Raw genomic sequence first — 23,867 nt, forward strand, 5'->3', positions numbered from 1 at the left:
AATAAAAAATATGTAATAAAACAATATAAATAGTTCAAAAACTATTGCAAGAACCAGTAATTTTATATATTATGAACTAAATGGATAAAAATATTTCATAACTAAAAAGGAGATTGAAATATGAGTATATTAAAAGTAACCAATTTGAAGAAAAGGTTTGGTAAGTTTACGGCATTAGATGGTGTGAATATGGAAGTGAAAAAAGGGGAAGTGTTTGGTTTCATTGGTCCAAATGGAGCGGGGAAATCAACGACCATTCGAATATTACTTGGTATGTTAAAGGCTACACAGGGAGAGGCTAGAGTTTTTGGTAAGGATGTTTGGGCCGATGCGGTTGACATTCATAAACGTATAGCATATGTACCTGGCGATGTGAATCTATGGCCAAATCTAACTGGTGGGGAAGTAATTGATCTTTTTATGAAGATGAATGGAAGTACAAATCTAACAAAAAGAGAGGAACTAATAAAGAAATTTAATTTTGATCCAACGAAAAAGAGCCGGACGTATTCGAAAGGGAATAGACAAAAGGTTGCGTTAATAGCTGGGTTTGCATCTGATGCCGATCTATATATTTTAGATGAGCCGACGTCAGGACTTGATCCGTTGATGGAAAATATTTTCCAGGAATGTGTTCTTGATGCAAAAAGAGCGGGTAAAAGTGTTCTGCTATCGAGTCATATTTTATCAGAGGTAGAAAAATTATGTGATCGGGTAGGGATTATCCGTCAAGGGAAGATTATTGAAACAGGAACATTAGATGAACTAAGACACTTAACCCGTACTCATTTAACGATTAAAACAAAAGAACATATAACTTCTCTAAACGAACTAAAAGGAATTCATAATTTGGAAGAAAAAGATTCAGAGCTTACTCTTCAAGTAGATGCAGAGGAAATGGATACAGTTATTCGGTATATAGCTGAGTTTGGGATTTTAAAATTAGAAAGTTCCCCACCAACATTAGAGGACTTGTTTATGCGTCATTATCAAGGCGAAGAATACTCTAACTCTAAGATGGAGGGGTCGTTATAATGGTTGCGAGATATTTTAAAGGGACGAATCAATTAACAGCATTCTATTTTAAACAACAACGATTTAAAATCCTCGTTTGGTTGATTGGTTTGATAGGAATCACCTTGTCTGTTGCTTCTGCTTACCCAAGTATTTATAACGATGAAGAATCGAGGCAAGCTGCTTCACTGACAATGGATAATCCGGTTATGGTGGCGATGCTTGGAACAGGTTATGAAATGGAGGAATATGTAAATTCTGTAGGTGCCATGTTTGCCAATGAAATGTTGCTCTTTACGGCTATTGCAGTAGCTATCATGAGTATATTACTTGTAGGGCGGGCTACACGTGGGGATGAAGAAGAGGGTCGTATTGAAATGGTTCGGGCTCTTTCTGTGGGTCGCTTATCATCTGTAAGTGCGATAATGATTGTTATCGTATCAACAAATATTTTACTAGCTATTTTAACAGGGATTGGCTTGGCTTCCCTTGGGATAGAAGGTGTGGATTTAGAAGGGTCTTTATTATATGGTTCCATTTTAGGTGCAACGGGGCTTCTATTTGCTAGCTTCACAGCAGTTTTTGCTCAGGTTACAGAAACATCAAGAGGAACTACTATGTTTTCTTTTATGTTATTAATAATAGCTTATCTTATTCGAGCCATAGGAGATGTGAGTAGTGAGGAACTGTCGTGGATATCGCCACTTGGCTGGACAGTTAAAACTGGCGTATTTGTGGAAAATGATTGGTGGCCGGTTGTATTATCATGTATCGTTGCTATTATGTTTGGAGTTATTGCTTTTTATTTACACTCTATACGTGATTTGGGGGCTGGATTTATAGCAGCAAGAAAAGGTAAGACACACGCTTCCCCATTTTTACAAACATCATTGGGACTTGCTTTAAGGTTACAGCGTACGAATATAATTGCTTGGGCTATTGGACTGTTTATTTTAAGTAGCTCTTTTGGGGCAATTTTAGGAGATTTAGAAACCTATTTTGCTGAAAATGAGTTTATGCAAGCATTTATTGTGATCGATTCAGATTATACGATGACGGAGCAATTTATTACATTGCTAATGGCAATCATGTCATTGATCAGCCTTGTTCCTGCAGTGATGGTAATATTAAAGGTAAAAGGTGAAGAGACGAGGAATCTTACAGAAAACTATTATACTCGTGCAATATCACGAACTCGTGTACTAGGTAGTCACTTTCTCTTAGCGGTTGTTGTCAGTTTTATCATGCAATCCCTTGTTGCTCTGGGGTTATGGTCGGTAGGTGAAGTAGTGATGGATGAAGCGATATCGTTTGATACAACTTTTGCTTCGGCTTATGTTTATTTACCAGCGATATGGGTAGTAATTAGCCTTGTAATAGGATTGGTTGGGGTAGTTCCAAAGCTAACTGGATTGATTTGGCTTTATGTTGTCTTTTGTTTTGTTGTTGTCTATCTTGGAGACTTGTTTGACTTCCCGGAATGGATGAATAACTTGTCAGTCTTTGATTATATCCCGCAAATTCCGATAGATAACGTGAATTTTATGGCGATGGTGGTATTAATACTGATTTCTTTTGTACTATCTATAATTGGTTTTAGTGGATATAATAGACGGGATATTTCTGGGTGATTTCTTTGAGTAGTCTAAATTTTGTAGAATAGCTTTCAGATCGTACTGTTAAGCTAACCATTGATAAATAAACATCTTTAGAGGAGGATTACTATGCTAGGAAACTTGCCAGAAATTAAAACGGTAAAACTTAAACTAAATGATATAGATGTCAACTGCTACATGGCTGGGGAATCTGGTTCTCCAGTGATACTTTTGCATGGAGCAGGAGTTGATTCAGCAAAAATTTCTTGGAGTGAGGTAATAGGTTTTTTATCAAAAAAACACCGTGTATTTGTCCCTGACCTTCCTGGGTATGGAGAAAGTGATAAACCTAATGTAGAATATTCACTTTCCTTTTACATTGATATTTTGAAACAAATAATGGATAGTCTTCACCTGGAAAAGGCTAACTTGATTGGACTATCTTTAGGTGGAGGAATTTCTCTTGGATTTACGCTCGAACATTCAGCTAGAGTAGAAAAGCTAGTATTAGTAGGTGCATGGGGGCTATTTAGTAAACTTCCTTACCATCTTTTATCATATTGGTATACAAAATCATTCCTAAATGAGATTTCGTATAAATGGTCAAGTAAAAGCAGAAGATTTGTGAAGTGGACTCTGCTAAATAGTTTGTTTGGAAATCCTAATAATGTATCAGAAGAACTTGTAGATGAAATTTATGCCTTTTTACAAGAACCACATGCTGGTAAAGCATTTATGTCATTTCAGAGAAGTGAGATTACACGAACGGGACTTAGAACGAAGTTGGCAGAAAGTTTATCTGAAATTAAGAAACGAACATTAATCGTTCATGGTTCAAAAGATGCGACAGTTCCTATAAAACATGCGATAGAAGCACATGAGGCTATTAAGGACTCCGAAATGTATGTAATGGAAGGGTGTAAACATTGGCCGCAGAAAGAGAGACCTGAAGAGTTTACCCGAGTTATTACAACATTTCTAGGGAAAGAGTAAAGTGAAAATTTGTATTCGAACAGGAGCTATAAGAAAATGAACATAATAATTAAACAAGAACAGGTTAAGGACTATAAAATAACTGAAAAAGTAGTAAAATGTGCATTTGCTAATGCAGAACATAGTGATAAAAATGAGCATAATTTGGTGTGTCGAATTAGAAACTCAAATGTCTTTATTCCGAAATTATCTTTAGTGGCGATGGATAATGATGATAATCGAATAGTGGGACATATTCTATTATCCAAGATCAGAATTAAGAATGACGTTCAAGTTGTAGAGTCACTCGCTCTTGCACCTGTATCTGTATTACCGGAATATCAAAATCAAGGCGTAGGTAAGTTATTAATTAGTGAAGCATTGAAAAAAGCAAAAGAGCTAAGATTTCATTCAGTTGTTGTCTTGGGGCATCCAGAGTATTATCCGAAGTTCGGGTTCAAAAAAGCATCTACTTGGGGTATAAAAGCTCCTTTTGAAGTACCGGATGAGGCATTCATGGCAATTGAATTAGGTGAAAATACACTCGATAAAGTTTCAGGAGTTGTTGAATATCCTAGTGTGTTTTTTGAATAAATGTAAATTGAAATCAAGAATATGACTATTAATTATATCTTTTTTGGAAAATATAACTCGCTGCCTCGGCCCGTGTAAAATAATGCGTTGTGATTAAATTAGTAAGTCATCTTTAAACAATGAAATAAAGGAGTGAGTTTATGTCTGCTAAAAATTTTCCTGGACCAAATCCACAAACGCCATTTCCATTAGAAGGAAATAAAAATGTTCAATTTATTAAGCCAACTATAACAAGAAAAAATGTTTCCGTTGGTGACTATTCGTACTACGATAGTAAACATGGAGAGTCATTTGAAGAACAAGTTCTATATCACTATGAAGTAATAGGTGATGAACTGATTATAGGAAAGTTTTGTTCGATAGGTCCAGGATCAACATTTATTATGAATGGAGCGAACCATCAAATGGATGGCTCAACGTATCCTTTCCATTTGTTTGGCAGTGGGTGGAAAATGCATGTACCTTCCCTAGACGACCTGCCGATTAAAGGAGATACTGAAGTCGGAAATGATGTATGGATAGGAAGAGATGTAACAATTATGCCTGGAGTCAAAATTGGAGATGGAGCAATTATTGCTGCACAATCTGTTGTTACAAAAAATGTAGCCCCTTATACGGTTGTTGGAGGAAATCCTGCAAAAATTATAAAAAAACGTTATTCAGATAAAGTAATAGAGGAATGGCTAACCATAAAGTGGTGGGATTGGGATTCTAAGAAAATTAGTGATAATCTCGAATTCATAATAGGTGGACATATAGATAAATTGAAAATGAACAATTAAAATAATATCGAACTGGATGCTATAACAGGTTCGGTCTGATTCTATATTCTAAAATAATTCACTTCTTAAAGGTAGTGTGGATGATAACTTACTTGGTGGGTTTTGTACCAAAAGGTTAAGAAAGTAATTTAAGTAGCAAATCTATTTTCTTGTATCTAAAACTCTTCATTCTACTATGTAGATCAATAATAAACACTTGACTGTCAAAATAAACTTTTGCTAACTTCACCACCAATTCTGTCATAATAAACAATTGCTTTTTCAGAAATAATCCAATAAATTCTCGGGCTTTCCTAATCAGGATCCCGAGTTTTTTCATATCTTTTTCAATATCTTTTCAATAAGGTTATGTACCTAAACCATTGATATTACTGGGTTTCTTCAATATCTCATTCAATATAATTTCAATAACAATTCAATACTCATCCAATATTATTCTCTTTATTCTAGACCTCTTATCTCCATTATCTTTGTTTTGTTAGCAAAACTCTATTATAACTCCGAAAAAACCATGAAAAAACAGCCGAAAAAGGCCCGAAAAACGATCATTTTTGAACCGAAAAACCTTCAAAATAGGGGTTCCGTAGCAAATCTTTATTATGACTGAAACGGTGGAATGCGGGTTGGAGAGGTGGGGGTTTTCGGGAAAGATTATTTTAATGCTACATATTAGAGAAAAGAAATTAAGTTGGGTTTGTAATATTTCAACCATAATATAGAAAACAAGAGTTAAGAGTTAGAAATAATACAAATACGTAATGTTATGAGTATTGCGGACAGTTTGAGCCAACAGTGCGGAGTTTTGAGCCACTGTATGCGGACGTTTGAGCCAGTAATTGCGGAATGGAGATCCATCGCTAACGCTTTGCCATAATTAGCGTAGGTACTGTAGTCCGCCACCATTGACTTAACTTTTGTCCGTGTTGAGGAACCATTGCAGGTCTGTCATAAATAATGCCAAAGAGGCACACCTGCTAAAGTATGATAACACGGACAAACCGATTCTAAGCATTCGCTGGCGAGGCCCCGACCCCTTCCAGCAAAAGCAAAGAATCGGGCGTTACAGTCAATGGCAAGCAGCTCCGCTGTGGCTCTGACTATATACTTTAAGATCAGTTATACTATTAGTGGCTCTCCGCTCCGCAAATGGTGGATCTATTTTCCGCAATCGGTGGCTCAAAACTACGCATAAGCGGCTCAATTCATCCGCAATAATCAATGTTATACTATATAGAGGGGTAAGTACTGATTTAGGGTGTGTTTCATTTGATTCATAGATTAAAAGTGGAATAAGAGTTAATAATGCTTAGGGGGAGCTATATGAGTAATAGAGTAAAAGATATAAATCAGTTCAAGCACCAGGTAAAAGAACTTATAAAGGATAACCCACATAAAAAAGTTACACCACACACCAAGTACAAAATTTCTGGTATATACATGATTTATATTGATCATTTTACTAATGAGGAAGTTGTTCCTATATATATTGGGCAATCAAAGGATATACAAAGAAGATATAAACAACATTATTCTGAAATACTTGCGTTAAATAGACTTTCGTATGATGAGTACGAACGTTATTTCTTTTCCAAAGGTTCCTCTTTTTACGAAGGGAATTTTAAATCCTGTAAGATATTCAAATATATGCTAGAAAACAATTGCACTTTACAAGACTTCCACATGATTATTTTAGATGAGGTTAGAAGATAAGGAGCAGGAATATTTTCGGAGGTTACTGCCTTCTTTTTTCGGTTTTAATCAATTGAATTCTTTTTTAAAGAGCCTTCCATTTCGATTTTCCAATACACAAATGAATGAAGAGGAAATAAATGATTATTTGGATTTAATTATGGAAGACATTCAAGGGATTCATGTTTATTATAACTATGGGTTTACAAGATTTAATTTTGAACATTCAATGCCTACACCTAAAGATATTGATTATCTGATGAAAGAAAAAGGACAATGGAGAAAGGAAACTCTATTAAAGTTTGAAAAAGTGAATTCAGACCTTTATGACCTGTATAACCAATATAAACCCGATTATGAAGAAATGAGACCAATGATTGATAAGAAAGATAAACTATATGGGGATTATGTAGTCGCTAGATTTGAATATAGTAGAGCTTTAGACGCTTTTAAAAGCGAGATAAATAATGAATTTAGAAAATATAAACTATATAGTGAGAAAGCAAAAGAGAATTTTATTAACAGTGTAATTTATGAAGAGAACTCGGAGCATAAAGAGCAATTCCAAGATTACTTAAAATCTAGGCAGTGTGATGTAGATTTTTATCGAACTTTTCAAAGCCATATAGTTAAAGTACAGAATAAATATGAAATTAAAAATAACAATAATAAACCTTATCAAGAGATAGCTGATAAAATCCTGGATAGGGAAGTTGAAAATAGAAGTGTAAGATATAAAATGATATTTCCATCATGCCAATTAGAGCCTTTCGCTTTAGGTGATAATATTAAAGATCTTACAATGGAAATAAACAAGGATGATAACTTATTTAACAATTGTCATATCAATATTTACATATCAAATAATGCTTTAAGTAGGAGTTACATTAGAAAAGACCCTGATATTATTAGGATAGATTATTGTTACATAAATGATGAAGGAACAAAAAACGAAAAACAGCATTATATTGAAAATGAGACTACAAGAAATTGTCAATCTGGAAATAAGTATAATGAACAAGATTTTTATAGTATGTTTGCTTTCAGACCAGAGAATTTTAAAATTACTAGTTTAATAGATAATGAACAGGATAACTCATTTATCTCTATCCTTTCTGAATTTAAGCATGGGATTAATGATTACACAATTAAAGACAAAGAATTGGTTCAATTATCTGCTGTATTAAATGAAATTCAGCAATTGATTAATGAAGAAACAGGATTTGAAGTTAAAGTTTCAGAATCATACCCTTGCCTAGAAGAATGTATTTATGGGAATCTGCAAAATAACCCGTTTGTAGAAAGGTTAATATCAAGGAAATTACCTAGAATTAGAAAGAAACGCAGATCAAAAGCTACAACCAACAGAGTTGTGGTACAAAATAATAAAACTATTAAAACTAGGGCAGAAAAATATGCAGAAAAAATAAAAGTGAGATCGAATGATAAAATTACTGTATTTAATTACATATCAAGCAAGGAAAAAGTTACTGCTAAATGTAACAACTGTTCATATGAGTGGGAAAAACGTAGTGATCACTTATTAGCAAGACCGTATTGCCCTTTTTGTAAATAATATAAGTACTGTTTAATCTTTCTTTTTTACCTAATAAGATCTTTCGATGTATGGGGTCAATTATATATTGTACCAAAATATGTTGCTATGCTAAGGAACTTGGCAATGAGTGTTACTATAGACGAATGGAAATAGTGTATCTATCACCCATTTTCTCCCCGTAACTTTCATCTTCCCAAAGTAACTTTTCCCTTCCCTGTTGTAAATAATTTAGTACTTGAACAGCGTGGAATCAAGGTGGAAGAACGGGAGAAACGCTATAATATTTTACAATTGATTCTTTTTCGTGTGAAAAACTTGTAAGTCGAGGTGATATAGTGGTTTTGGGTAAAAGACACGGATTAAGTGGTACCAAAGAATATAAAGTTTGGAAAACTATTAGACTCAAGTGCTATGGAAGTAATATAGATAATCGCTATAAAGGGGAAAATTTATGGGTCTGCGATGAGTGGAGAGAGGACCCCCTAGCATTTGTTAATTGGGCAAGACAAAATGGTTACAAAGAAGGGTTAGAATTAGTCAGAAAAGACAAGAATGACGGGTACTATCCCGAGAACTGCGTTTTTCTTGAAAAGAAGGAAACAAATAAAACTCACGGAATGAGATGGTCCAGATTATATAATATTTGGACTCAATTACATCAACGGTGCACAAATCAAAAACTTGATCACTATGATAGATATGGTGGAAGAGGAATTTCTGTTTGTGATGAATTATCTCCCTGTAACTCTCTCCTTCCCCAAGCAACTTTGTCCTTCCCTGATGGAACTAAGTTGGTATCCGAGTCTGAAGAAGACGGAGAGAAGAACGGGAGAAACACTATGTATTCGGCCGGCTTTTCAATCATTATTCAATAGGATTTTCCAATCCCAAATCAATACAATTCGAGCTGGATCCAATAGCGGATTCAGCTCTTTTTCTTTGTTCAATATTCCTCGGGTCCCTTACCAATACTGGCTTCAGGCGGTATCCAATCCCATTTGTATTTGGCAAGTAAAAAATGTATGAAACGGCAATTAAAAATGCATGCCACATGCCAGCTCCAATTATCCGTGTAATAAAGATTTTTTATATCGAAAGCTGTCTCCTGTAAAAAGCAGTAAATGTGAATGGTGAATCAATCTATCAATTACTGCTTCCGTTAATACAGGGTCTCCAAAGACGTGATTCCATTGACCAAATTGTAGATTTGTAGTTATCACTATACTCTTATTCTCGTAACACATGCCCATTTTAGGAAGCCGTGCTTGTCTGGGTAATAAATTTATTCTTCTTTCTTCACGATTCTGCACTACCTTCTCAAACAGCTTGAGAAGGTATTCCTGATTATTGCTTGCTTCAACTTCGTGATAGTTCTCTCTGATCCAGCTTAATTTTAAACGCTTGGCATATTCCTCTATCTGTTTATTCACCTACGGTTCCCTCCTTTTGAAAGAAGCTGTCATAATGGGATAGCCCCCTTGATATGTCCGGAACCTTTGGTATGGGCAGATTCGGCATTATTGCCCTATGAGAAGTATTTTGATTTAGTAAACTGTAAAAGCAATGCTTGATTTGATCAACACTAGGATGACCATGAATAGATGCTGTCTGTAACGCTTCATTTAATAAGGAAAAATCGTCATTCTTTAGGAGTTTTCCTAATAAACGTAATGCATCTTTTTGTTCCTCTTCGGTACAATCAGATAGATATTCAGACCATATTACTGGAAATTTCTCGTATACATTTGAATATTTAATCGCTCTTGGTCGTTTCGATAATAGTTCGAGATATGGCTGCCATATCATGGACTTTCTCCTAATTCCGTATAATCGAGAATGCTTTACAATTACTTCATGATTACTATTCAGGATAAATACCGTATTGTATGTAAAGCGAATACTCACTTTCTGTTTTGCGAATCTAGGTGAAGTAGAGTATTGCTTTTTATCTAAAGTAATCATTCCATATTTATCAGCTCTTACCCCTTGATAAAATGCACAGTCAAACTCTTTTTCAGGGAGAATTAACCAGTTAGCTTTATCCTCTTCGTAGAGTTCAGCTTGAAGATTGTCTTTTTCATAATGCGGACGATTTCGATCTTCTTCGGCCAATATCCATAGATTCGTATTAAATTGATCTAAGTCTAAAATAGTATTCTCGGGTAATAAGAAGTTATTCCTTACATATTTAACCATCGCTTCTACATGCCCTTTTTCATTTCCTTTACCTGGATTACAAAATTCATAAGCAAATCCATAATGTAAAACAAACCTATCAAATGTCTCGGTTAGTTCACGTTCTCCCTTTGCACGTATCTTCTTAACAGCTGGGGTTAGATTATTGAACCGAATGGTTTTTGGTACCCCACCCATATGGTGAAACATTCGTTGCAATCCTTCTAGTAAACACTCTGTATTTTCCGAAGGAAAGACTTGGTGAAGAAGGACATAGGCTAATCCCACCTCTGCCATCTTTTTGATCCACTTAAGACACAATTTTGATCCACCGTTGCCAAGACAGTACCAGTAAGTTTAATCCTATATATAGCAACACTCCCACCACCCTTGACCTTGTTTCTGTCCGTGGTAGCGGTATTGATGGCGGAAAATCAGCCTTAAGAGCTTCATCCGCATCAGTAGCGTACCACGGACAATCACTAAGAAGTGGCACGGCGGTAAAGAGCAAGCAGCTAAAGCTGTGGTTAAGATAGAGTTAGTTCTAAGCAAGTGGATCAACTTTGTCATAGCTAGATTATTTTCTTGTCTCAGGTGGACCAAAAAGATGGCATAACTGGGTCAATGGGATGGCTGTAATCACTTGGAAGTAAAAACTATTACTATAGGGGAAAGACATAACCAAATAAGGTAGGTCAATCACTTCTGACTCGTATTTAAATGGAGCTGTACCAAAGTCAACCTGAGCGGTTCCAGGGAATGATTCTAGTGGTAAAGCTGCCTCCACTATCGTTTCTTTTAACTCTCGTTTACGACGAGATACGTAATCACAGATGGTTCGGTAAGAACCTTTGAAACTATGAAAATCAACTAGCTGTTTAAACATTCTCTTTGCCGTTCTATGATACTTCTTCTTCTTTTTAAGATCTTCCTTAATCCATTTATCCAGGATAGGCTTCACAGGATCCATCACTGGGGATTTTCGTTTTTGTTTCTCTTTTCTTTTAAATTCCTCTTGATTTGCATATTTTTTTACTGTCCGGGGGTCGATTCCCATTCTTCTACCTATGCTGGCATAAGTTTCACCTTTTTGATTTGCTTCATGTCTGATATAATCTACTTGAGCCACTGCTAACATCTCCTAATATCCTCCTGTCGAACGTTGTTGGTCCAACGAGGAGTTTAAAGTTATTTGCGGGAGTTGGCAAGTGGCTCATTTAATTTATGTATGGCCCTACGGGCCATACATAAATTAAATGCCAATACCTACTTTATTAGTTTGCCATAAACACCAATCAGCATCACAGCTGAGATGGCAGACAATTTAATATTTAAAGCAAATAGTAACTATGCTAAAAAAGAAAGCAATGGTCGGGATCTATCGATTTATTATAATTAGCTGGAAGAATAATAAGATTGCTTTTGTGTATCCAAAAATCCACCGGAGACTAAGAAAATATGTGTTGAAATACAGTTATTGTTTTTATGAGTAATTAAAGGGATATGGAATAAATGAGTGAATATATGAGAAAAAACACAAAAGATATGGGTGTGTTTTTTCATATCTTTTGTGTTTAGGAATTTTTTTATATGATAGTAATTAGTTCTAATTCAAAACCATTTTTAAAGTATGTTGGCATACCGTATGGAGTTGGGATATTTGTTATAGGAATATCTAGAAATCTAGGGCCCCATTGTCCAGCAGCATAGTAATAAGCTTGCCAAACAATTTTTGAGCAATAGGTTGGGTTAGTTGTAAATAAATCAGTAGTGATTTGGTATTCATATCCTGAATTTTCATAGTTTGCACGAGCCCAATCAGCAGCTAATTCGGCGTAAACACCAAAAATGGAACTATTTATGTTTTCCAGTCTGTAAACTTCTGTATTTGTTGGAATAAATCCTTCATCAGGGGCTTCTAATCCATAAGTTTCAATCCATTCATTTAAGCTAATGATCTCAGGAACACTGTTTTTATTTGCTGTATGCAAGATTTCATTTGAACTAACGGCAATTCCAGTATGTCCTGTAAATCCGTTCAAGCTCGTCCCATTAGTTATTAGTATATCTCCTTTCATTACTGAAGTATTGTTTTTAGTTTTTATGTTATAAGAGCATTCCTGTAATGAAGATATTTGAGGTTTGAACAAAAAAGAGCCTCTCTGGTATAGTACTGGGTGTCGATGCATTGACCCCGAAATTTAAATACCAAGGAGAGGACTCGAAATGAATTATAACCAAAACCACAAATTATCGCAAATCACACCATCTACATTGATTGTAGGAATTGACATTGCCAAGGATAAACACGTTGCACGTGCACAGGACGACCGAGGATTCGAATTTGGAAAGAGACTGATCTTTGACAATCGGATACACGGCTTTGAACAGCTTTTAAACTGGATTTCTAGACTTCAACAGGAACACGGTAAAAGTGAACTGATTATTGGCGCTGAACCGACAGGACACTACTGGTTAAGCCTCGCTTACTATTTACGAGCGAAGGATATTAACTTCGTGTTGGTAAATCCGATGCACGTTAAAAAGTCGAAAGAACTGGATGATAACTCGCCAACGAAAAATGATACCAAGGATGCGCGTGTCATCGCACAGCTGATAAAGGACGGACGATACTCTGTACCCAATCTTCTCGACGGCATCTACGCGGAATTACGGGAAGGGATCAAATTGCGAGATCAACTCGTCAAACAGCTAATTACGATCGATAACCGCATTCAGAATCATATTCAGCGGTATTTTCCAGAATTTGATGATGTGTTTAAAGACTGGGAAGGCAAAACAGCTCTATTCACCTTACGTGAATTCCCATTCCCATCTGATCTCCGTCATCTGACACCAGAGGAAGTCTTAGCGCAGTGGAAAACCGTCGTTAAACGAGGGGTTGGAATCAAACGCGCAACAAGTTTGGTGGAGAAGGCAAAAAAGAGCGTTGGGATTGAAACAGGACTCCGTTTTGCGAAAAAAGAAATCCACAGCCTCTTAGATCAATATGAATTGTATCAAAGTCAGTTAACTGAACTGGATGAAGAAATCACAGAAGTACTACAAGACATCCCTGGCGCCCAAGAAATGATAGATATTAAGGGGCTTGGCCCAATTACCATTGCCACATTCTTCTCTGAAATAGGTGATCTCACAAAATACAATCATCCACAACAGTTGGTGAATATGGCAGGCTTATCATTACGAGAACACAGTTCAGGGAAGTTTAAAGGTCAAACTAGAATAACAAAACGAGGGTGGAAGAAACTGCGAAAAGCCTTGTATTTAGCTGTCCGCCCCTTGGTAGCCAGCAATCCAACATTCAAGGCATTGCATAACTATTACACTACCCGCCCACACAATCCTTTAAAGAAGCAACAGTCACTCATTGCGCTGTGTGGAAAACTATTACGTGTTCTATTTGTGATTGGCACAAAACAATGTGAGTTCGATGGAAATAAGTTATTAACAGGTTTACCTCAAGTTCAACCATTACAGGCAGCTTAAGTTTTACAATGTATTTAATAAATGCACTTTAATATTTTAGAATAAACAAACACCAATAATGCAGAGTCGGAGCTTATTTAATCCATTCGGGCACCAGACCCAGCATAGGAGCTTTTTCCGACCTCCACCTTGTGGATACGCAGGACGAAGGAATGTATGGAGCGAAATCCCGTGATACATGGGAGGGTGAGCGACCATAAGTAGTGTGGAGAAAAGAAGCATGGTCATACCATTTCAACCAAATGTTCACAATTTGGCTGTTAGGATGGATTAAGTCGTGTTAGAATATTCCGCACTCTCACTAACAACTAGGTCCACCAACACATTCAGAAAATTTATGTTTGAGAAATTCTAAGTAAACAGGAGTATTTTGAAGAAAATTAAAGTATATAGAGGGAGGATTTATATTCTTCTAAATGGGCTTTGTTTTTTTCTAAATAAATAGATTCTTCATCTTTAGCTTGTTTCTTTATTTTAATCCAGCTTTCATAGTCTATATCATTTGATAAAATACCGTTTTGAATTAATTCTTCGTAGCTTTCACTAGAAATATCTAGGTTCCTCTCATCGATATCATTGTTAGCTTCTACAGGAGATCCTTTTATAAATGTTAGCGCTAACAATAAAGTTAAAAAGATAAATAAAACATGATTTTTCCTCATTTTTTAACCACTCTTTTATTCTATAATTAATAAACATGTTACTACATAATTCCATATAATCAAGTAAAAATATGAAATTACTTAATTTATTTTATGTAATTATGTATTATTTTGTAGATATAATTTGATAATCTGAAAATGTTAATTGATAATGAATGAAAGCGGGGTGGTGATATCTGTATGAAATTTAAAAAAAATTTTATAATTATTCTCTTTACTTTTTTATTTGCCATACTTTTAGGGGTGTACGCCCAAAAGATTGCTAGTTTTTTTGGCGATAATTTATATATGATAGTTTTAGTGATTACAACAATAATCAGTATCGGATTGTTCGCTGTAGCAATTGTTTTAGAGTTTATGATATTGATTTCAGGAGAAATAAAATCGCGAGTATTTAGTATGATTTTAACGGTCGTATTATTGATAACCATTATAATTGGTCTTTATGTTTCTTGGTGGTCTCTTTTTATTATGGCAATGTCATTCGGATAATATAAAATTAACAATTGAAAATATATAAAGTAAAAAGATACGAGGTCAATCATTCTTGTATCTTTTTTAATTTTAGAACACTATTGTGTTTTGCAAGCAAAAAGTTTAGAAGAATGCAACGAAAAGTTTAGAACTTTGCCAGCCCGTTTTTTCCTTTGTAATTAACGATTCGATAAAGCGTATTTTACGCGGTAACTATCACCAGTGAAACTTAAGATATGGGCATGGTGAATAACTCGATCCACCAAGGCAGCGGTTAAACGCGCATCCACAAATATTTTATTCCACTGACTAAACTCTAGATTTGACGTGATGATAAGACTCTTTCGTTCATACCAGTCTGAGATTAATTGAAATAGTAATTCGGCTCCATCCTTGCTAAATGGGACGTATCCCATCTCATCGAGAATAATTAAATCTACTTTGTTAAATCGGTTCCTCAATAGCTGATAGCGTCCGTCAGTCCATGACTTTTCCAATAACTCTATTAAATCAGCGACCCGGTAGAAACGGACCTCATATCCGTTTCTACAAGCCTTACGGCCTAATGCCGTGGCCAGATGTGATTTTCCCGTTCCTGGTGCACCTGTTAAAATATCTAGGCCCTTTAGATAGAATTTCTCCATTTGCAGAAACAACTTTATAGTAATCCCAGTATTGAATTAAATATAATTTATTGTAATGATAACTCTTAGGCACGTGAATTAGTGCTCGATCTATACGCACCTCGCCATATTTATTAGCGGTCACCATCGATTGTTTAAATACCGGATAATTAGATTCTGGTAAAGCCAGACCGTATTTTTTCTCTTCTTCCAACAAATCTACAATAACTTCGCCCTTTTTATAATGAGACCGTTCATGATCTTTCCTACACTGTTCGAATAATAAATCACGTAAGTGTGCTAAATCTCTTATGACAGGAGATGGTGTGAAAAAATTGTAACGCACATATCCCACTTTATTTTCTACATGTCCCTTTTCGTTTCCCTTTCTTGGGTTACAAGCTTGCGCTTCAAATCCATAGTGACTCGCAAAGCGTTGAAATTCCTCTGTGAAGACTGTTTCCTGATTACGCCCTCTTGCCTTAACCACTGCTGCTGAGAGATTATCCAAGCGAAGTTTCCTAGGAACAAATCCAGATTGATTAAAGATTACTTTAAGGCCTTCTAAAAAGCATTCCTGGTTTTCCGCAGGTAAGGGAACCGTAAAGCCTGCGTTACTATAAGGAAAACTCATCACCAAACAATGGATATCTTTTGCTTTTCCATCTTCAATCGCTTCCGTAATACCAAAATCTACCTGAGCTTCGGCTGGTGGATGAGTTAGTCTTTCGTATTCTTCTTTCAACTCGTCCGTCTCATTCAACATCTTTTCTTTCCATTCTTCTTGGATAAAATTACAAACGGTTCGATAAGAACCGGAAAATCCTAATTTCTGTAATCCTTCAAATATATTTTTATTGTTCCTTCTAGATTTCTTTTTTAACGCATAATCCTCTACTAGCCAATCAATTACTATTTCTCCCCATTGTTCTTCGTACATCATCCCCTTTTTTCAGCTATCTTTTCTTCAGGTAATTGATCTCCATCCGCATACTTTTTAACAGTTACCCAACTAAAACCAGTACGTTTTGAAATTTCATTGATTGATAACGATTTATCATTTCTTAATTTTTTGATATGATTGATTTTAGGCATTGCTAGCATCCTTTCACTCTCCACCATTAATTGATTAGACACCAATAACGGTAGGGTATTTTGAAGGGGCTGGCAAGCCTTTTCTTTTTCTGCAACCTTCTAACATTTCGGTTGCAATACTCTTAACTTTTATTTTGCACTATACAATCGTTTAACCCCTTTGGATATGATCATCTAAAGGGGTGTTTTTATATCTAAAGGAAAGGAACAAATTTCCCCAATACGCTGTAGTGTTTTCAATTTTAATATTAAGATTGTTAATGAGATTGTCTACCGAAGACCCTCAAAAAGTTAAAACACAACTAGAAAACATTGCTTCAGAACCAAAGGGATCTTAAGGTGAAAAGTAAGTATCTTCCGTAATTGGGCCCAACTGTCGGTGTGAAGGGCCATACGAAGATCCGCAGGCTTAATCCTGTAAGAGTTTATTTTTAATCACCCCAAGACTCATGTTCAAATTAATAGATAACACTAGAATAACAAGGCGTTAAAAAATAAGATATATATAGAACTCTTCTCAGATCAACTATTAGAGTTCAGAACAGTTTTACACATTAATAATATTCTAGATATGGGAAGGAGATATAACTTGAATAGATATATATTACCTCACTTGTACTTATTTTTTTGTATTATTATTTTTATTTTAGCTGAAGATGTTATTGCTGGAAGTCATTACATTTTTTTATATATTTATCATTTTTTCTGATTGTCGTTGGTATTGTGTGGAACCTAATATACCTAATCAAACGTCAAAAAAAGAATTCTTAGTATGGAGATTTAACTAATAAAAATAAGCACACCTCATGTGATGTGAAGAATGCTTAGATTATTACAGACCATAATATTGCTTAAACTTACTAGCGACTCTACTAAAATTGTGTTCACTTAAATAACCTCTGGAACGTAGCTGCACTACTTCGTAATATGAGTATGTATCGTATTGAACGTGTGAGTCTTGAGAAAAATTATCATTTGGACTGTCATCAATCTTTATCCGTTGAGGATGTTTATAAGTCGGACCCGTCCTCGCTATCTTTAATTCGATGGCTATGTCGCGCTCATTGTTAATTATAAGAATAAGGACAGGATGCTGTTTTCCGCCCTGTCCTTATTCGGATGGAAAATAAAAGTCGTAGAGATGACCTACTTTCATTTGTCATCCTCTAGCCGATATTTATAATCTGGGTGTGAAGGGTGTATGTCTACAACGCCGTTTGGATTAATAGATAACGTTTTTTTACGTGGTAACTTGCCAAATTGAAAAAGGACCTCTATATTGAGATCCTTTTTATTTATTCTTAATTAACTAAAGCACTAGTTAGAAACCATCTAGTGAGTAGGATAAACAAAGCATGGAAGAACACCTCAAAATTATTCCTAATACTAAACTTGTCTAACATTTCGAGGTGTTTTATCCAGCTCAGCTTATAAAAATCACTAGCTTTGAAAAAGGCGTTTATATTTATATGCTGTCTCTAAATAGTAACTTAATGGCTCACTATGAGTGTTCACTTCTAAATCTGCCCCTAGCTCTCCTAATGTCAGTAATATACTAGATGGGGCAGTTATTGATTCTATTAAGTTTCCAAAACCAAAAGTATAGATTTCTAAAGAGCAGTAAGCGTCATATTCAGACAGGATATCTTTGATTGCTTCTTTATTAGATTCGTTAAACAATTGCTTATCCAGTACTTTCAGTAATTCTTCAACATATACTTGCGGATATAAATCTTCGTCGTGGATTACTTCAGAACTGCCTACACGATAAATCCAAGATGCGATTTCAGCATTAGATGGAATCCTTGACCGAACATTTCCTGTATAATTTGGTTCATAATTTTGTATATGTATTGGGATGGTTTTTAATTTTTTAGTTATCTCATTTGGGTTAAAATGTTTATACGTTCGAGATTCATCTTCGCCGAACATGGTATAAAACATGAATGTTACAAAGATTGTACGTTCCATTTTAGCTCCTTATCTCGTATGGCAGTAACCTGTAGGGGCAAAACGATTACCACCTTTTTGGCATCAGGTAAACTGCTCTAGTACTTTTTGTGGTAAGTAATGTCAACTTGTGCCACAGGATACTTCTTACTAAGGATAGATTGTTTAAATCAGGATTAAGTATAGGTTTTGACAGAACTTCCGCACTTGCGGGTAGAGAAATGGAACACAATAATACGATTAAACTAGTTAAAGCAACAAGTAACTTTCCCAAAAAACCTTCCCTAATTTAATTTACTCTAATATGCAGAATATCTTACTGAAGTTGATGAAGTATGTCAATATTAGAAAATATTTTTATGGTCAGTAGTTTTTCTATTTTCTAGGATAATACAATTAAATAGGGGTGAAATAATGTCTGAACACTGACACTTATGAACTTACCGATTACAGCTTTAGACATGGGAAAGTTTATAAATCCACAGCCATTTCCATTTCATCCTCAGAAATCATCCCGAGTTCATTCATCCGGAGTAAAACGATTTCTTGCCGCTGCTTTGCTTTTTCCGGATATTTCTTGGGAGAATAGTATTCAGGTGCCTTCAATAAGCCAGCCAGCATTGCTGCCTCACTTAGATTAATTGTGTCTTTCTTCGGATCATCGGCACGTACAGTTTTGCCAAAATAAAAGTTCGCTGCTTGTTCAATCCCAAATTCCCCATGGCCAAAATAAATGCCATTTACATACATTTCAAGTAATTCTTCTTTCGAATATTCAAGCTCCAAATTCACGGCGATGATCATTTCTTTCAGCTTCCTGCCGACTTCTTTATCCTGTGTTAAAAACAGGCTACGGGACAGCTGCATCGTAATCGTGCTGCCGCCCTCCACGAAATCCCAGGCCTTGAGATTCTCCCACATAGCGCGTGAAAATCCAGCTGGATCCACTCCGGGATGGGACATAAAGCGATGATCTTCAATGGCGATGAATGCCTTCCAAATATAATCTGGCATGTCGCTAATCTTTACGTACTCTTGTGTACTGATAGTGACGTCAGGGGATTGCAGCCTTTCAATCTCTTTTTCATCAATCATTAATTGTCCCGCTACAATAGCGGAAGCAAATCCCGCAATATTCAATATAAGAATAATACAAATAAGCTTGATAAAACGTCTTATCGTCCTAAACTTACTTTTACTCTTTACTTGCTTCCGTTTTTGTATTCTTGAATTCGAAGCATTATAATTTGTACGATTCACAAGTATATACCTCCTAGGCATTTGCCATATACAAATACCCAAATCCTGTAACAATGAAAATTAGAACAAACATATATAGAAGAAACGCTTTATTGGTCGATTTCATATAGGATCACTCCTGTAATTAATTTTTAACTATTTTTATTATAATAAGATTTTATCCATGTTCCCATCGATTTATCTTTCATATCTCTTACAATCTTGTAAGGAAACGCTCCAGCAGTAAAAAGATTGACATTCACCAGTAATTACTAGCTGATTTACTAAAGATTTTATCGGCTGTAAAAAAGGCAGAATACGTTTTACAAATATCCTTGCTGTACTTTATTTGGGGTCCAGTTTACAGGAGGTAAAAAATGTGGAAAAGGTTGCTATTATTTTGGTCACTTTCTTAGTGCTAATGCTAGCCGCTTGCCAGGAGGATGGCCAGACAGAATTGAAGGGGAGTACCGATCAATCTAATCAGCCAAACACAGAAGAAGCTGATTCAGATAATCAAACAGCTAGCAAAAAACTGTTCCAATCGAAGCATTGCAACTAGCAGTTAATCAGAATGACAATTAATAATGTAATAGAAACGTTTGGAAAATATCCAAGCTTTTTCATTTGTGTACGATTCATTTACAGCTTATCATTTAGCTGAAAATAATCCATGATTGTAGTGAAGAATAGCTCAAGTTACCTTTTCGATATTAAAAAAGTTTGTTAAGAGCCATGGACCCTGATAGAAACCAAGGCCAACCTGCCAGGCTCCGATCCCCTGAAGTTGGTATTCACGTACTAACTGCATTTTTGCAGCGATGCTTCGGGTGTCTTCAAACCAGACAACATGATTTTGTCCCGCCTCATCGACATAGTAAAAGTAGGGTGCCTCATCCTCTTTCGAGTAATTGATCGGTACCCGAAAGTTCATTGCGAGTTCAATTGCATTGTGGTTTGAGATTGCAGTTGCCGGAATGTCTGGATTATACGGCAATGTCCAGTCATAACCATATAATGGCACGCCAAGAATGACCTTGCTGCTATTCATCTTGTTCAAAGCAAATTCAATTGTATCCCTCACAGCACTTATTGGTGCAACTGGTCCGGGTTCACTTGCCATATGATGCCAATCATAGGCCATAATAAACATCAAATCTACTACAGATCCAATCGCTCCGTAATCATAACCTTCATTCCATGGGGTATCATCGCTCGTTTTTGGCGGAACAGCAATCGTTAACAACAATCCGGCACCATGAAGCAGTTCTCCTAGTTCCCTTAGAAATGCAGAAAAAATATCACGATCTTCTGGCAACGTACCTTCAAAGTCGATATTCACACCTGCATATCCTCGTTGAGAAACAAGGGTGAAAATATTATTAACTAAATGTTGTCTAGTCGAAGGATTATTTAGTGTTTGGCTTGTTAATTCAGAACTGAATCCAGCAACAGTTAAATTTGTAATTGTGGCTAATGGAGCTGTGTTACTGTTCCAAGCCAATTCTATGGAGGGCAAATCATTTAATGAGCTAAGCGTACCGTCTGAATTGAAGTGATATTCGAAAAATGAATAATAGGTAGTATAAGGAGCGAAGTCTCTAATTAAATGTTGGTCACTTTCGGTTCCAGTTATATAGAAATAATTAAAAGTAGTAGCAGTATAACCAGGCAGTTTAGGGAGAATAATTTTCATTCCAGGCTGTAAGGAATTTGGATTCACCCCAGCATTAGCTGCAATTAACATGTCCATAGAAACATAAGCCATTTGGGCAATCGTATAGAAATTGTCCCCTGGCTGAACGGTATAAATATTTGTATTGATCAGTAAAGCCTGACCGGGAACAATATTTGGATTAACTAATCCATTTACACTGCGGAGGACCTCAACCGGAACATCATATTTTTGACTTATGGTAAACAAAGAATCGCCAGGATTAACCGTATAAACAAACATTATAATTCCTCTTTTCTATCCAAAGTTAGGAGTGCTTAAGGCATACTGAGATATTGGGCTCTTTAAACAGTATATTGATTTCAACATATTGTGTTCCGATTTGGGGATAGCGGCGCTTATAAGTGAGTCTCAAAATGTAGCAATCACAATGAAAGAGAGGCAACTTAAATCAAAACTGGCGATTATTGTGAAAATTCCTTTTCGGTGTTATACTCAGAAAAAGGTAAGGGGAGAACAAAATGATGCGCGTCATCAAGTGTCAAGAGGTTAATTGAATGTGTTAAAGAAAGATGAAATTTTGTTCGTAAAACACATTCAGGAGGAAATCAGAGGATGCTTATGAGATGCTTAAGGAAATAGAAAGTTTAATAGTAAATAAACAGAATCGGAATAAGGGCTAATTCTTGTTATTAGCCCTTACTTACATAATGGAGGTAGCTTATGAAGTTTGTGCTCCTATTTGGTCCGCAAGCAGTTGGCAAAATGACAGTAGGTCAGGAATTAGAAAAGATAACAGGATTGAAACTCTTCCACAACCATATGACGATTGAGTTGCTTGCACCATTTCTTGGATTTAGTCCGGAAATGTGGAAGCTCTCGAATGGATTTCGGGAGGTAATATTTAAGGCAGTAGCTGATAGTGAACAGGAAGGATTAATATTTACTTACGTTTGGGCTTTTGATCAACAAGAGGATTGGGACTATGTAGATAGGGTGTGCGAAATCTTCGAGTCCAAAGGTGGAACCATCTATTTTGTTGAGTTGGAAGCTGATATTGACGAAAGACTGAAAAGAAATAAAAGCCCGCTTAGATTGGAACATAATCCTACAAAGAGGAGTGTCGAGTGGTCTGAGAATGAACTAAAAGCAACAATGAAAAAACACAGACTAAACTCTTACCAAGGTGAAATTAATAGGGAAAATTACATAAGAATAAATAATACGGATTTAAGCGCGGCTGAAGCAGCTGAATTAATATCGGAAAGATTTAATTTATCGCAGGTTAAGTGGCAGTAATCCCCACGTCAAAGATAGAGAAGAAATGAATACTTTATGCGGGGGATCAACTGCCACTAATCGCTCGATTGGTTCAACTGACAATCAGTGGGGGGAAATGCAAAAGCTCCCACTGATTGAAGTTTCACTTTATAAATTTAGGGATTAGTGGGTGAAAAGGGATGAGATTGGAACAATTCGAACGGTATATCCAAACACTATTTAATCAAGAATTATTGGAAGAATTTGAGGACGATTACGGTTTTACGTATACCTCAAATTCTTCCATCTCAACAATTGGATATGCAACAAATTTATCTATCGAAACAATTGAAAAAGCTGCAGAAAACGATGTTGACTTGATGATTACCCACCATGATGCTTGGGACTTTATTTATGGATTAAGAGAGGAATGCATAAAGAAATTAGAAGAATATAATATCAGTCATTTTTGGATACATGGTCCTTTAGACTTTATCGAGTTTGGTACTTGTACTTCTCTTATGAATGTTATTGGTATTGATTGCGTTATTAAGTACTCCGTCTTTGATAATGGAGAAAAGCCTGGTGTGGGTGGATTTAACAAAGCCGTTGACTTTTATGTTCTTGTCCAAAGGTTGAGAGATACGTTAGAGGAGCCAGTAAGATTTTGGAAAAACAATAACAAACAGGTTAAGAAGATTGGTGTGTTAACTGGTGCAGGACATTCTACTGACTATATAAAAATGGCAGTTGACGATGGTTGTGATACTTATATAACAGGAGAAGCCACTTTATATACAATTCAATATGCTCAATTTGCAGGGATCAACCTTTTAGCTGGCAGCCATACTTTCACAGAAATCTTCGGTGTGGAGAGTCTGGCAAATAAAATTCAGGAATTAAATCAGGATATTAAAATTGTTAAATTGAAAGAAAGTCATGTTGAATTGAATCATAAAAACATTTAAATACAGGTAACGATATACAGTCTTAATTAATA

23 protein-coding genes and 1 pseudogene are annotated in these 23,867 nt (G+C 35.7%); 13 read left to right on the top strand and 11 right to left on the bottom strand.

Annotated features, from left to right (window positions below; translation table 11 throughout):
• The first annotated feature begins 120 nt into the window (after positions 1 to 120).
• The 8 genes from NST93_RS15615 to NST93_RS15650 all read left to right on the top strand — a co-directional run bounded on the left by NST93_RS15615 (position 121) and on the right by NST93_RS15650 (position 9,079).
• Positions 121 to 1,035 carry an ABC transporter ATP-binding protein gene (locus NST93_RS15615; RefSeq protein WP_121448716.1) on the top strand — a complete coding sequence of 305 codons (915 nt, stop codon included), beginning with the start codon at positions 121 to 123 and terminating at the stop codon, positions 1,033 to 1,035.
• Positions 1,035 to 2,645, top strand: coding sequence for an ABC transporter permease (locus NST93_RS15620; protein ID WP_121448715.1), 1,611 nt, complete (start codon positions 1,035 to 1,037; stop codon positions 2,643 to 2,645). The genes NST93_RS15615 and NST93_RS15620 overlap by 1 nt, the downstream gene beginning before the upstream one ends.
• 93 nt (positions 2,646 to 2,738) lie before the next feature.
• Complete coding sequence (locus tag NST93_RS15625; protein ID WP_405098593.1) at positions 2,739 to 3,602, top strand: alpha/beta fold hydrolase; 864 nt, start codon at positions 2,739 to 2,741, stop codon at positions 3,600 to 3,602.
• A gap of 36 nt (positions 3,603 to 3,638) precedes the next feature.
• The gene (locus NST93_RS15630) at positions 3,639 to 4,175 is read left to right on the top strand and encodes a GNAT family N-acetyltransferase (RefSeq protein WP_057994177.1); all 537 of its coding nucleotides are present in this window, start codon (positions 3,639 to 3,641) and stop codon (positions 4,173 to 4,175) included.
• 140 nt (positions 4,176 to 4,315) lie between these two features.
• A complete protein-coding gene (locus tag NST93_RS15635) occupies positions 4,316 to 4,957 on the top strand; it encodes a Vat family streptogramin A O-acetyltransferase (RefSeq protein ID WP_057994176.1) in 642 nt (213 codons plus the stop codon).
• Between the two features lie 1,320 nt (positions 4,958 to 6,277).
• Positions 6,278 to 6,667 carry a GIY-YIG nuclease family protein gene (locus NST93_RS15640; protein WP_405098596.1) on the top strand — a complete coding sequence of 130 codons (390 nt, stop codon included), beginning with the start codon at positions 6,278 to 6,280 and terminating at the stop codon, positions 6,665 to 6,667.
• The gene (locus tag NST93_RS15645; RefSeq protein WP_405098598.1) at positions 6,651 to 8,222 is read left to right on the top strand and encodes a zinc-ribbon domain-containing protein; all 1,572 of its coding nucleotides are present in this window, start codon (positions 6,651 to 6,653) and stop codon (positions 8,220 to 8,222) included. The genes NST93_RS15640 and NST93_RS15645 overlap by 17 nt, the downstream gene beginning before the upstream one ends.
• A 317-nt stretch (positions 8,223 to 8,539) precedes the next feature.
• Positions 8,540 to 9,079 (top strand): hypothetical protein, encoded by a 540-nt coding sequence (locus NST93_RS15650; RefSeq protein ID WP_405098600.1) that lies wholly within the window; start codon positions 8,540 to 8,542, stop codon positions 9,077 to 9,079.
• Between the two features lie 189 nt (positions 9,080 to 9,268).
• Here the strand turns inward: NST93_RS15650 and NST93_RS15655 are convergent, their stop codons facing one another.
• The 4 genes from NST93_RS15655 to NST93_RS15670 form a co-directional block, all read right to left on the bottom strand.
• Positions 9,269 to 9,634 (bottom strand): ATP-binding protein, encoded by a 366-nt coding sequence (locus NST93_RS15655; RefSeq protein ID WP_405098602.1) that lies wholly within the window; start codon positions 9,632 to 9,634, stop codon positions 9,269 to 9,271.
• The gene (locus tag NST93_RS15660) at positions 9,627 to 10,676 is read right to left on the bottom strand and encodes a Mu transposase domain-containing protein (protein WP_405098604.1); all 1,050 of its coding nucleotides are present in this window, start codon (positions 10,674 to 10,676) and stop codon (positions 9,627 to 9,629) included. The genes NST93_RS15655 and NST93_RS15660 overlap by 8 nt, the downstream gene beginning before the upstream one ends.
• A 280-nt stretch (positions 10,677 to 10,956) precedes the next feature.
• Positions 10,957 to 11,517, bottom strand: a complete 561-nt coding sequence (locus NST93_RS15665; protein WP_405098606.1) for a hypothetical protein — start codon at positions 11,515 to 11,517, stop codon at positions 10,957 to 10,959.
• Between the two features lie 448 nt (positions 11,518 to 11,965).
• The gene (locus NST93_RS15670; RefSeq protein ID WP_405098608.1) at positions 11,966 to 12,529 is read right to left on the bottom strand and encodes a hypothetical protein; all 564 of its coding nucleotides are present in this window, start codon (positions 12,527 to 12,529) and stop codon (positions 11,966 to 11,968) included.
• A 76-nt stretch (positions 12,530 to 12,605) separates the two neighbouring features.
• Between NST93_RS15670 and NST93_RS15675 the strand changes: the two genes are divergently transcribed.
• Positions 12,606 to 13,889: an IS110 family transposase gene (locus NST93_RS15675; RefSeq protein WP_405098610.1), complete on the top strand. Its 1,284-nt coding sequence runs from the start codon at positions 12,606 to 12,608 to the stop codon at positions 13,887 to 13,889.
• Between the two features lie 380 nt (positions 13,890 to 14,269).
• Here the strand turns inward: NST93_RS15675 and NST93_RS15680 are convergent, their stop codons facing one another.
• Positions 14,270 to 14,551: a hypothetical protein gene (locus NST93_RS15680; RefSeq protein ID WP_405098612.1), complete on the bottom strand. Its 282-nt coding sequence runs from the start codon at positions 14,549 to 14,551 to the stop codon at positions 14,270 to 14,272.
• A gap of 180 nt (positions 14,552 to 14,731) precedes the next feature.
• Here NST93_RS15680 and NST93_RS15685 point away from each other — a divergent pair, with 180 nt between their 5' ends.
• Positions 14,732 to 15,043 (top strand): hypothetical protein, encoded by a 312-nt coding sequence (locus tag NST93_RS15685; RefSeq protein ID WP_405098614.1) that lies wholly within the window; start codon positions 14,732 to 14,734, stop codon positions 15,041 to 15,043.
• Between the two features lie 161 nt (positions 15,044 to 15,204).
• On the opposite strand, the pseudogene NST93_RS15690 reads toward NST93_RS15685, so the two are convergent.
• The 5 genes and pseudogenes from NST93_RS15690 to NST93_RS15710 all read right to left on the bottom strand — a co-directional run.
• Positions 15,205 to 15,639, bottom strand: a pseudogene (locus tag NST93_RS15690) (ATP-binding protein); the annotation flags it as partial.
• Entirely contained in the window at positions 15,581 to 16,591 is a 1,011-nt protein-coding gene (gene istA / locus NST93_RS15695; RefSeq protein ID WP_405098616.1) for an IS21 family transposase, read from the bottom strand. The pseudogene NST93_RS15690 and the gene istA, both read right to left, overlap by 59 nt.
• On the bottom strand, positions 16,588 to 16,743 hold the full coding sequence (locus NST93_RS15700; RefSeq protein ID WP_405098618.1) for a hypothetical protein: 156 nt from the start codon (positions 16,741 to 16,743) through the stop codon (positions 16,588 to 16,590). Before NST93_RS15700 ends, istA begins: the two co-directional genes overlap by 4 nt.
• A gap of 1,440 nt (positions 16,744 to 18,183) precedes the next feature.
• On the bottom strand, positions 18,184 to 18,714 hold the full coding sequence (locus NST93_RS15705) for a DUF4279 domain-containing protein (protein WP_405098620.1): 531 nt from the start codon (positions 18,712 to 18,714) through the stop codon (positions 18,184 to 18,186).
• 450 nt (positions 18,715 to 19,164) lie between these two features.
• Positions 19,165 to 19,953 (bottom strand): transglycosylase domain-containing protein, encoded by a 789-nt coding sequence (locus tag NST93_RS15710; protein ID WP_405098622.1) that lies wholly within the window; start codon positions 19,951 to 19,953, stop codon positions 19,165 to 19,167.
• Between the two features lie 358 nt (positions 19,954 to 20,311).
• Between NST93_RS15710 and NST93_RS15715 the strand changes: the two genes are divergently transcribed.
• Positions 20,312 to 20,494 (top strand): hypothetical protein, encoded by a 183-nt coding sequence (locus tag NST93_RS15715; RefSeq protein WP_405098624.1) that lies wholly within the window; start codon positions 20,312 to 20,314, stop codon positions 20,492 to 20,494.
• Positions 20,495 to 20,626: 132 nt separating this feature from the next.
• Here the strand turns inward: NST93_RS15715 and NST93_RS15720 are convergent, their stop codons facing one another.
• Positions 20,627 to 21,889: a glycosyl hydrolase family 18 protein gene (locus tag NST93_RS15720; protein WP_405098626.1), complete on the bottom strand. Its 1,263-nt coding sequence runs from the start codon at positions 21,887 to 21,889 to the stop codon at positions 20,627 to 20,629.
• A 441-nt stretch (positions 21,890 to 22,330) separates the two neighbouring features.
• Between NST93_RS15720 and NST93_RS15725 the strand changes: the two genes are divergently transcribed.
• Both NST93_RS15725 and NST93_RS15730 read left to right on the top strand, forming a co-directional pair.
• Positions 22,331 to 22,906 carry a shikimate kinase gene (locus NST93_RS15725; RefSeq protein ID WP_405098628.1) on the top strand — a complete coding sequence of 192 codons (576 nt, stop codon included), beginning with the start codon at positions 22,331 to 22,333 and terminating at the stop codon, positions 22,904 to 22,906.
• Positions 22,907 to 23,067: 161 nt separating this feature from the next.
• Entirely contained in the window at positions 23,068 to 23,835 is a 768-nt protein-coding gene (locus NST93_RS15730) for a Nif3-like dinuclear metal center hexameric protein (RefSeq protein WP_405098630.1), read from the top strand.
• Positions 23,836 to 23,867: the final 32 nt, after the last annotated feature.

The organism is Oceanobacillus sp. FSL H7-0719, assembly GCF_045040795.1.
Lineage (GTDB): Bacteria > Bacillota > Bacilli > Bacillales > Amphibacillaceae > Oceanobacillus.

Coding starts and splice junctions, on each gene's coding strand:
- NST93_RS15625 (WP_405098593.1), top strand. CDS start 2,739: ATGCTAGGAAACTTGCCAGAAATTAAAACGGTAAAACTTAAACTAAAT.
- NST93_RS15705 (WP_405098620.1), bottom strand. CDS start 18,714: ATGGAACGTACAATCTTTGTAACATTCATGTTTTATACCATGTTCGGC.
- NST93_RS15730 (WP_405098630.1), top strand. CDS start 23,068: ATGAGATTGGAACAATTCGAACGGTATATCCAAACACTATTTAATCAA.
- NST93_RS15645 (WP_405098598.1), top strand. CDS start 6,651: ATGAGGTTAGAAGATAAGGAGCAGGAATATTTTCGGAGGTTACTGCCT.
- NST93_RS15620 (WP_121448715.1), top strand. CDS start 1,035: ATGGTTGCGAGATATTTTAAAGGGACGAATCAATTAACAGCATTCTAT.
- NST93_RS15720 (WP_405098626.1), bottom strand. CDS start 21,889: ATGTTTGTTTATACGGTTAATCCTGGCGATTCTTTGTTTACCATAAGT.
- istA (WP_405098616.1), bottom strand. CDS start 16,591: ATGATGTACGAAGAACAATGGGGAGAAATAGTAATTGATTGGCTAGTA.
- NST93_RS15665 (WP_405098606.1), bottom strand. CDS start 11,517: ATGTTAGCAGTGGCTCAAGTAGATTATATCAGACATGAAGCAAATCAA.
- NST93_RS15660 (WP_405098604.1), bottom strand. CDS start 10,676: ATGGCAGAGGTGGGATTAGCCTATGTCCTTCTTCACCAAGTCTTTCCT.
- NST93_RS15700 (WP_405098618.1), bottom strand. CDS start 16,743: ATGCCTAAAATCAATCATATCAAAAAATTAAGAAATGATAAATCGTTA.
- NST93_RS15675 (WP_405098610.1), top strand. CDS start 12,606: ATGAATTATAACCAAAACCACAAATTATCGCAAATCACACCATCTACA.
- NST93_RS15630 (WP_057994177.1), top strand. CDS start 3,639: ATGAACATAATAATTAAACAAGAACAGGTTAAGGACTATAAAATAACT.
- NST93_RS15685 (WP_405098614.1), top strand. CDS start 14,732: ATGAAATTTAAAAAAAATTTTATAATTATTCTCTTTACTTTTTTATTT.
- NST93_RS15640 (WP_405098596.1), top strand. CDS start 6,278: ATGAGTAATAGAGTAAAAGATATAAATCAGTTCAAGCACCAGGTAAAA.
- NST93_RS15615 (WP_121448716.1), top strand. CDS start 121: ATGAGTATATTAAAAGTAACCAATTTGAAGAAAAGGTTTGGTAAGTTT.
- NST93_RS15680 (WP_405098612.1), bottom strand. CDS start 14,551: ATGAGGAAAAATCATGTTTTATTTATCTTTTTAACTTTATTGTTAGCG.
- NST93_RS15635 (WP_057994176.1), top strand. CDS start 4,316: ATGTCTGCTAAAAATTTTCCTGGACCAAATCCACAAACGCCATTTCCA.
- NST93_RS15725 (WP_405098628.1), top strand. CDS start 22,331: ATGAAGTTTGTGCTCCTATTTGGTCCGCAAGCAGTTGGCAAAATGACA.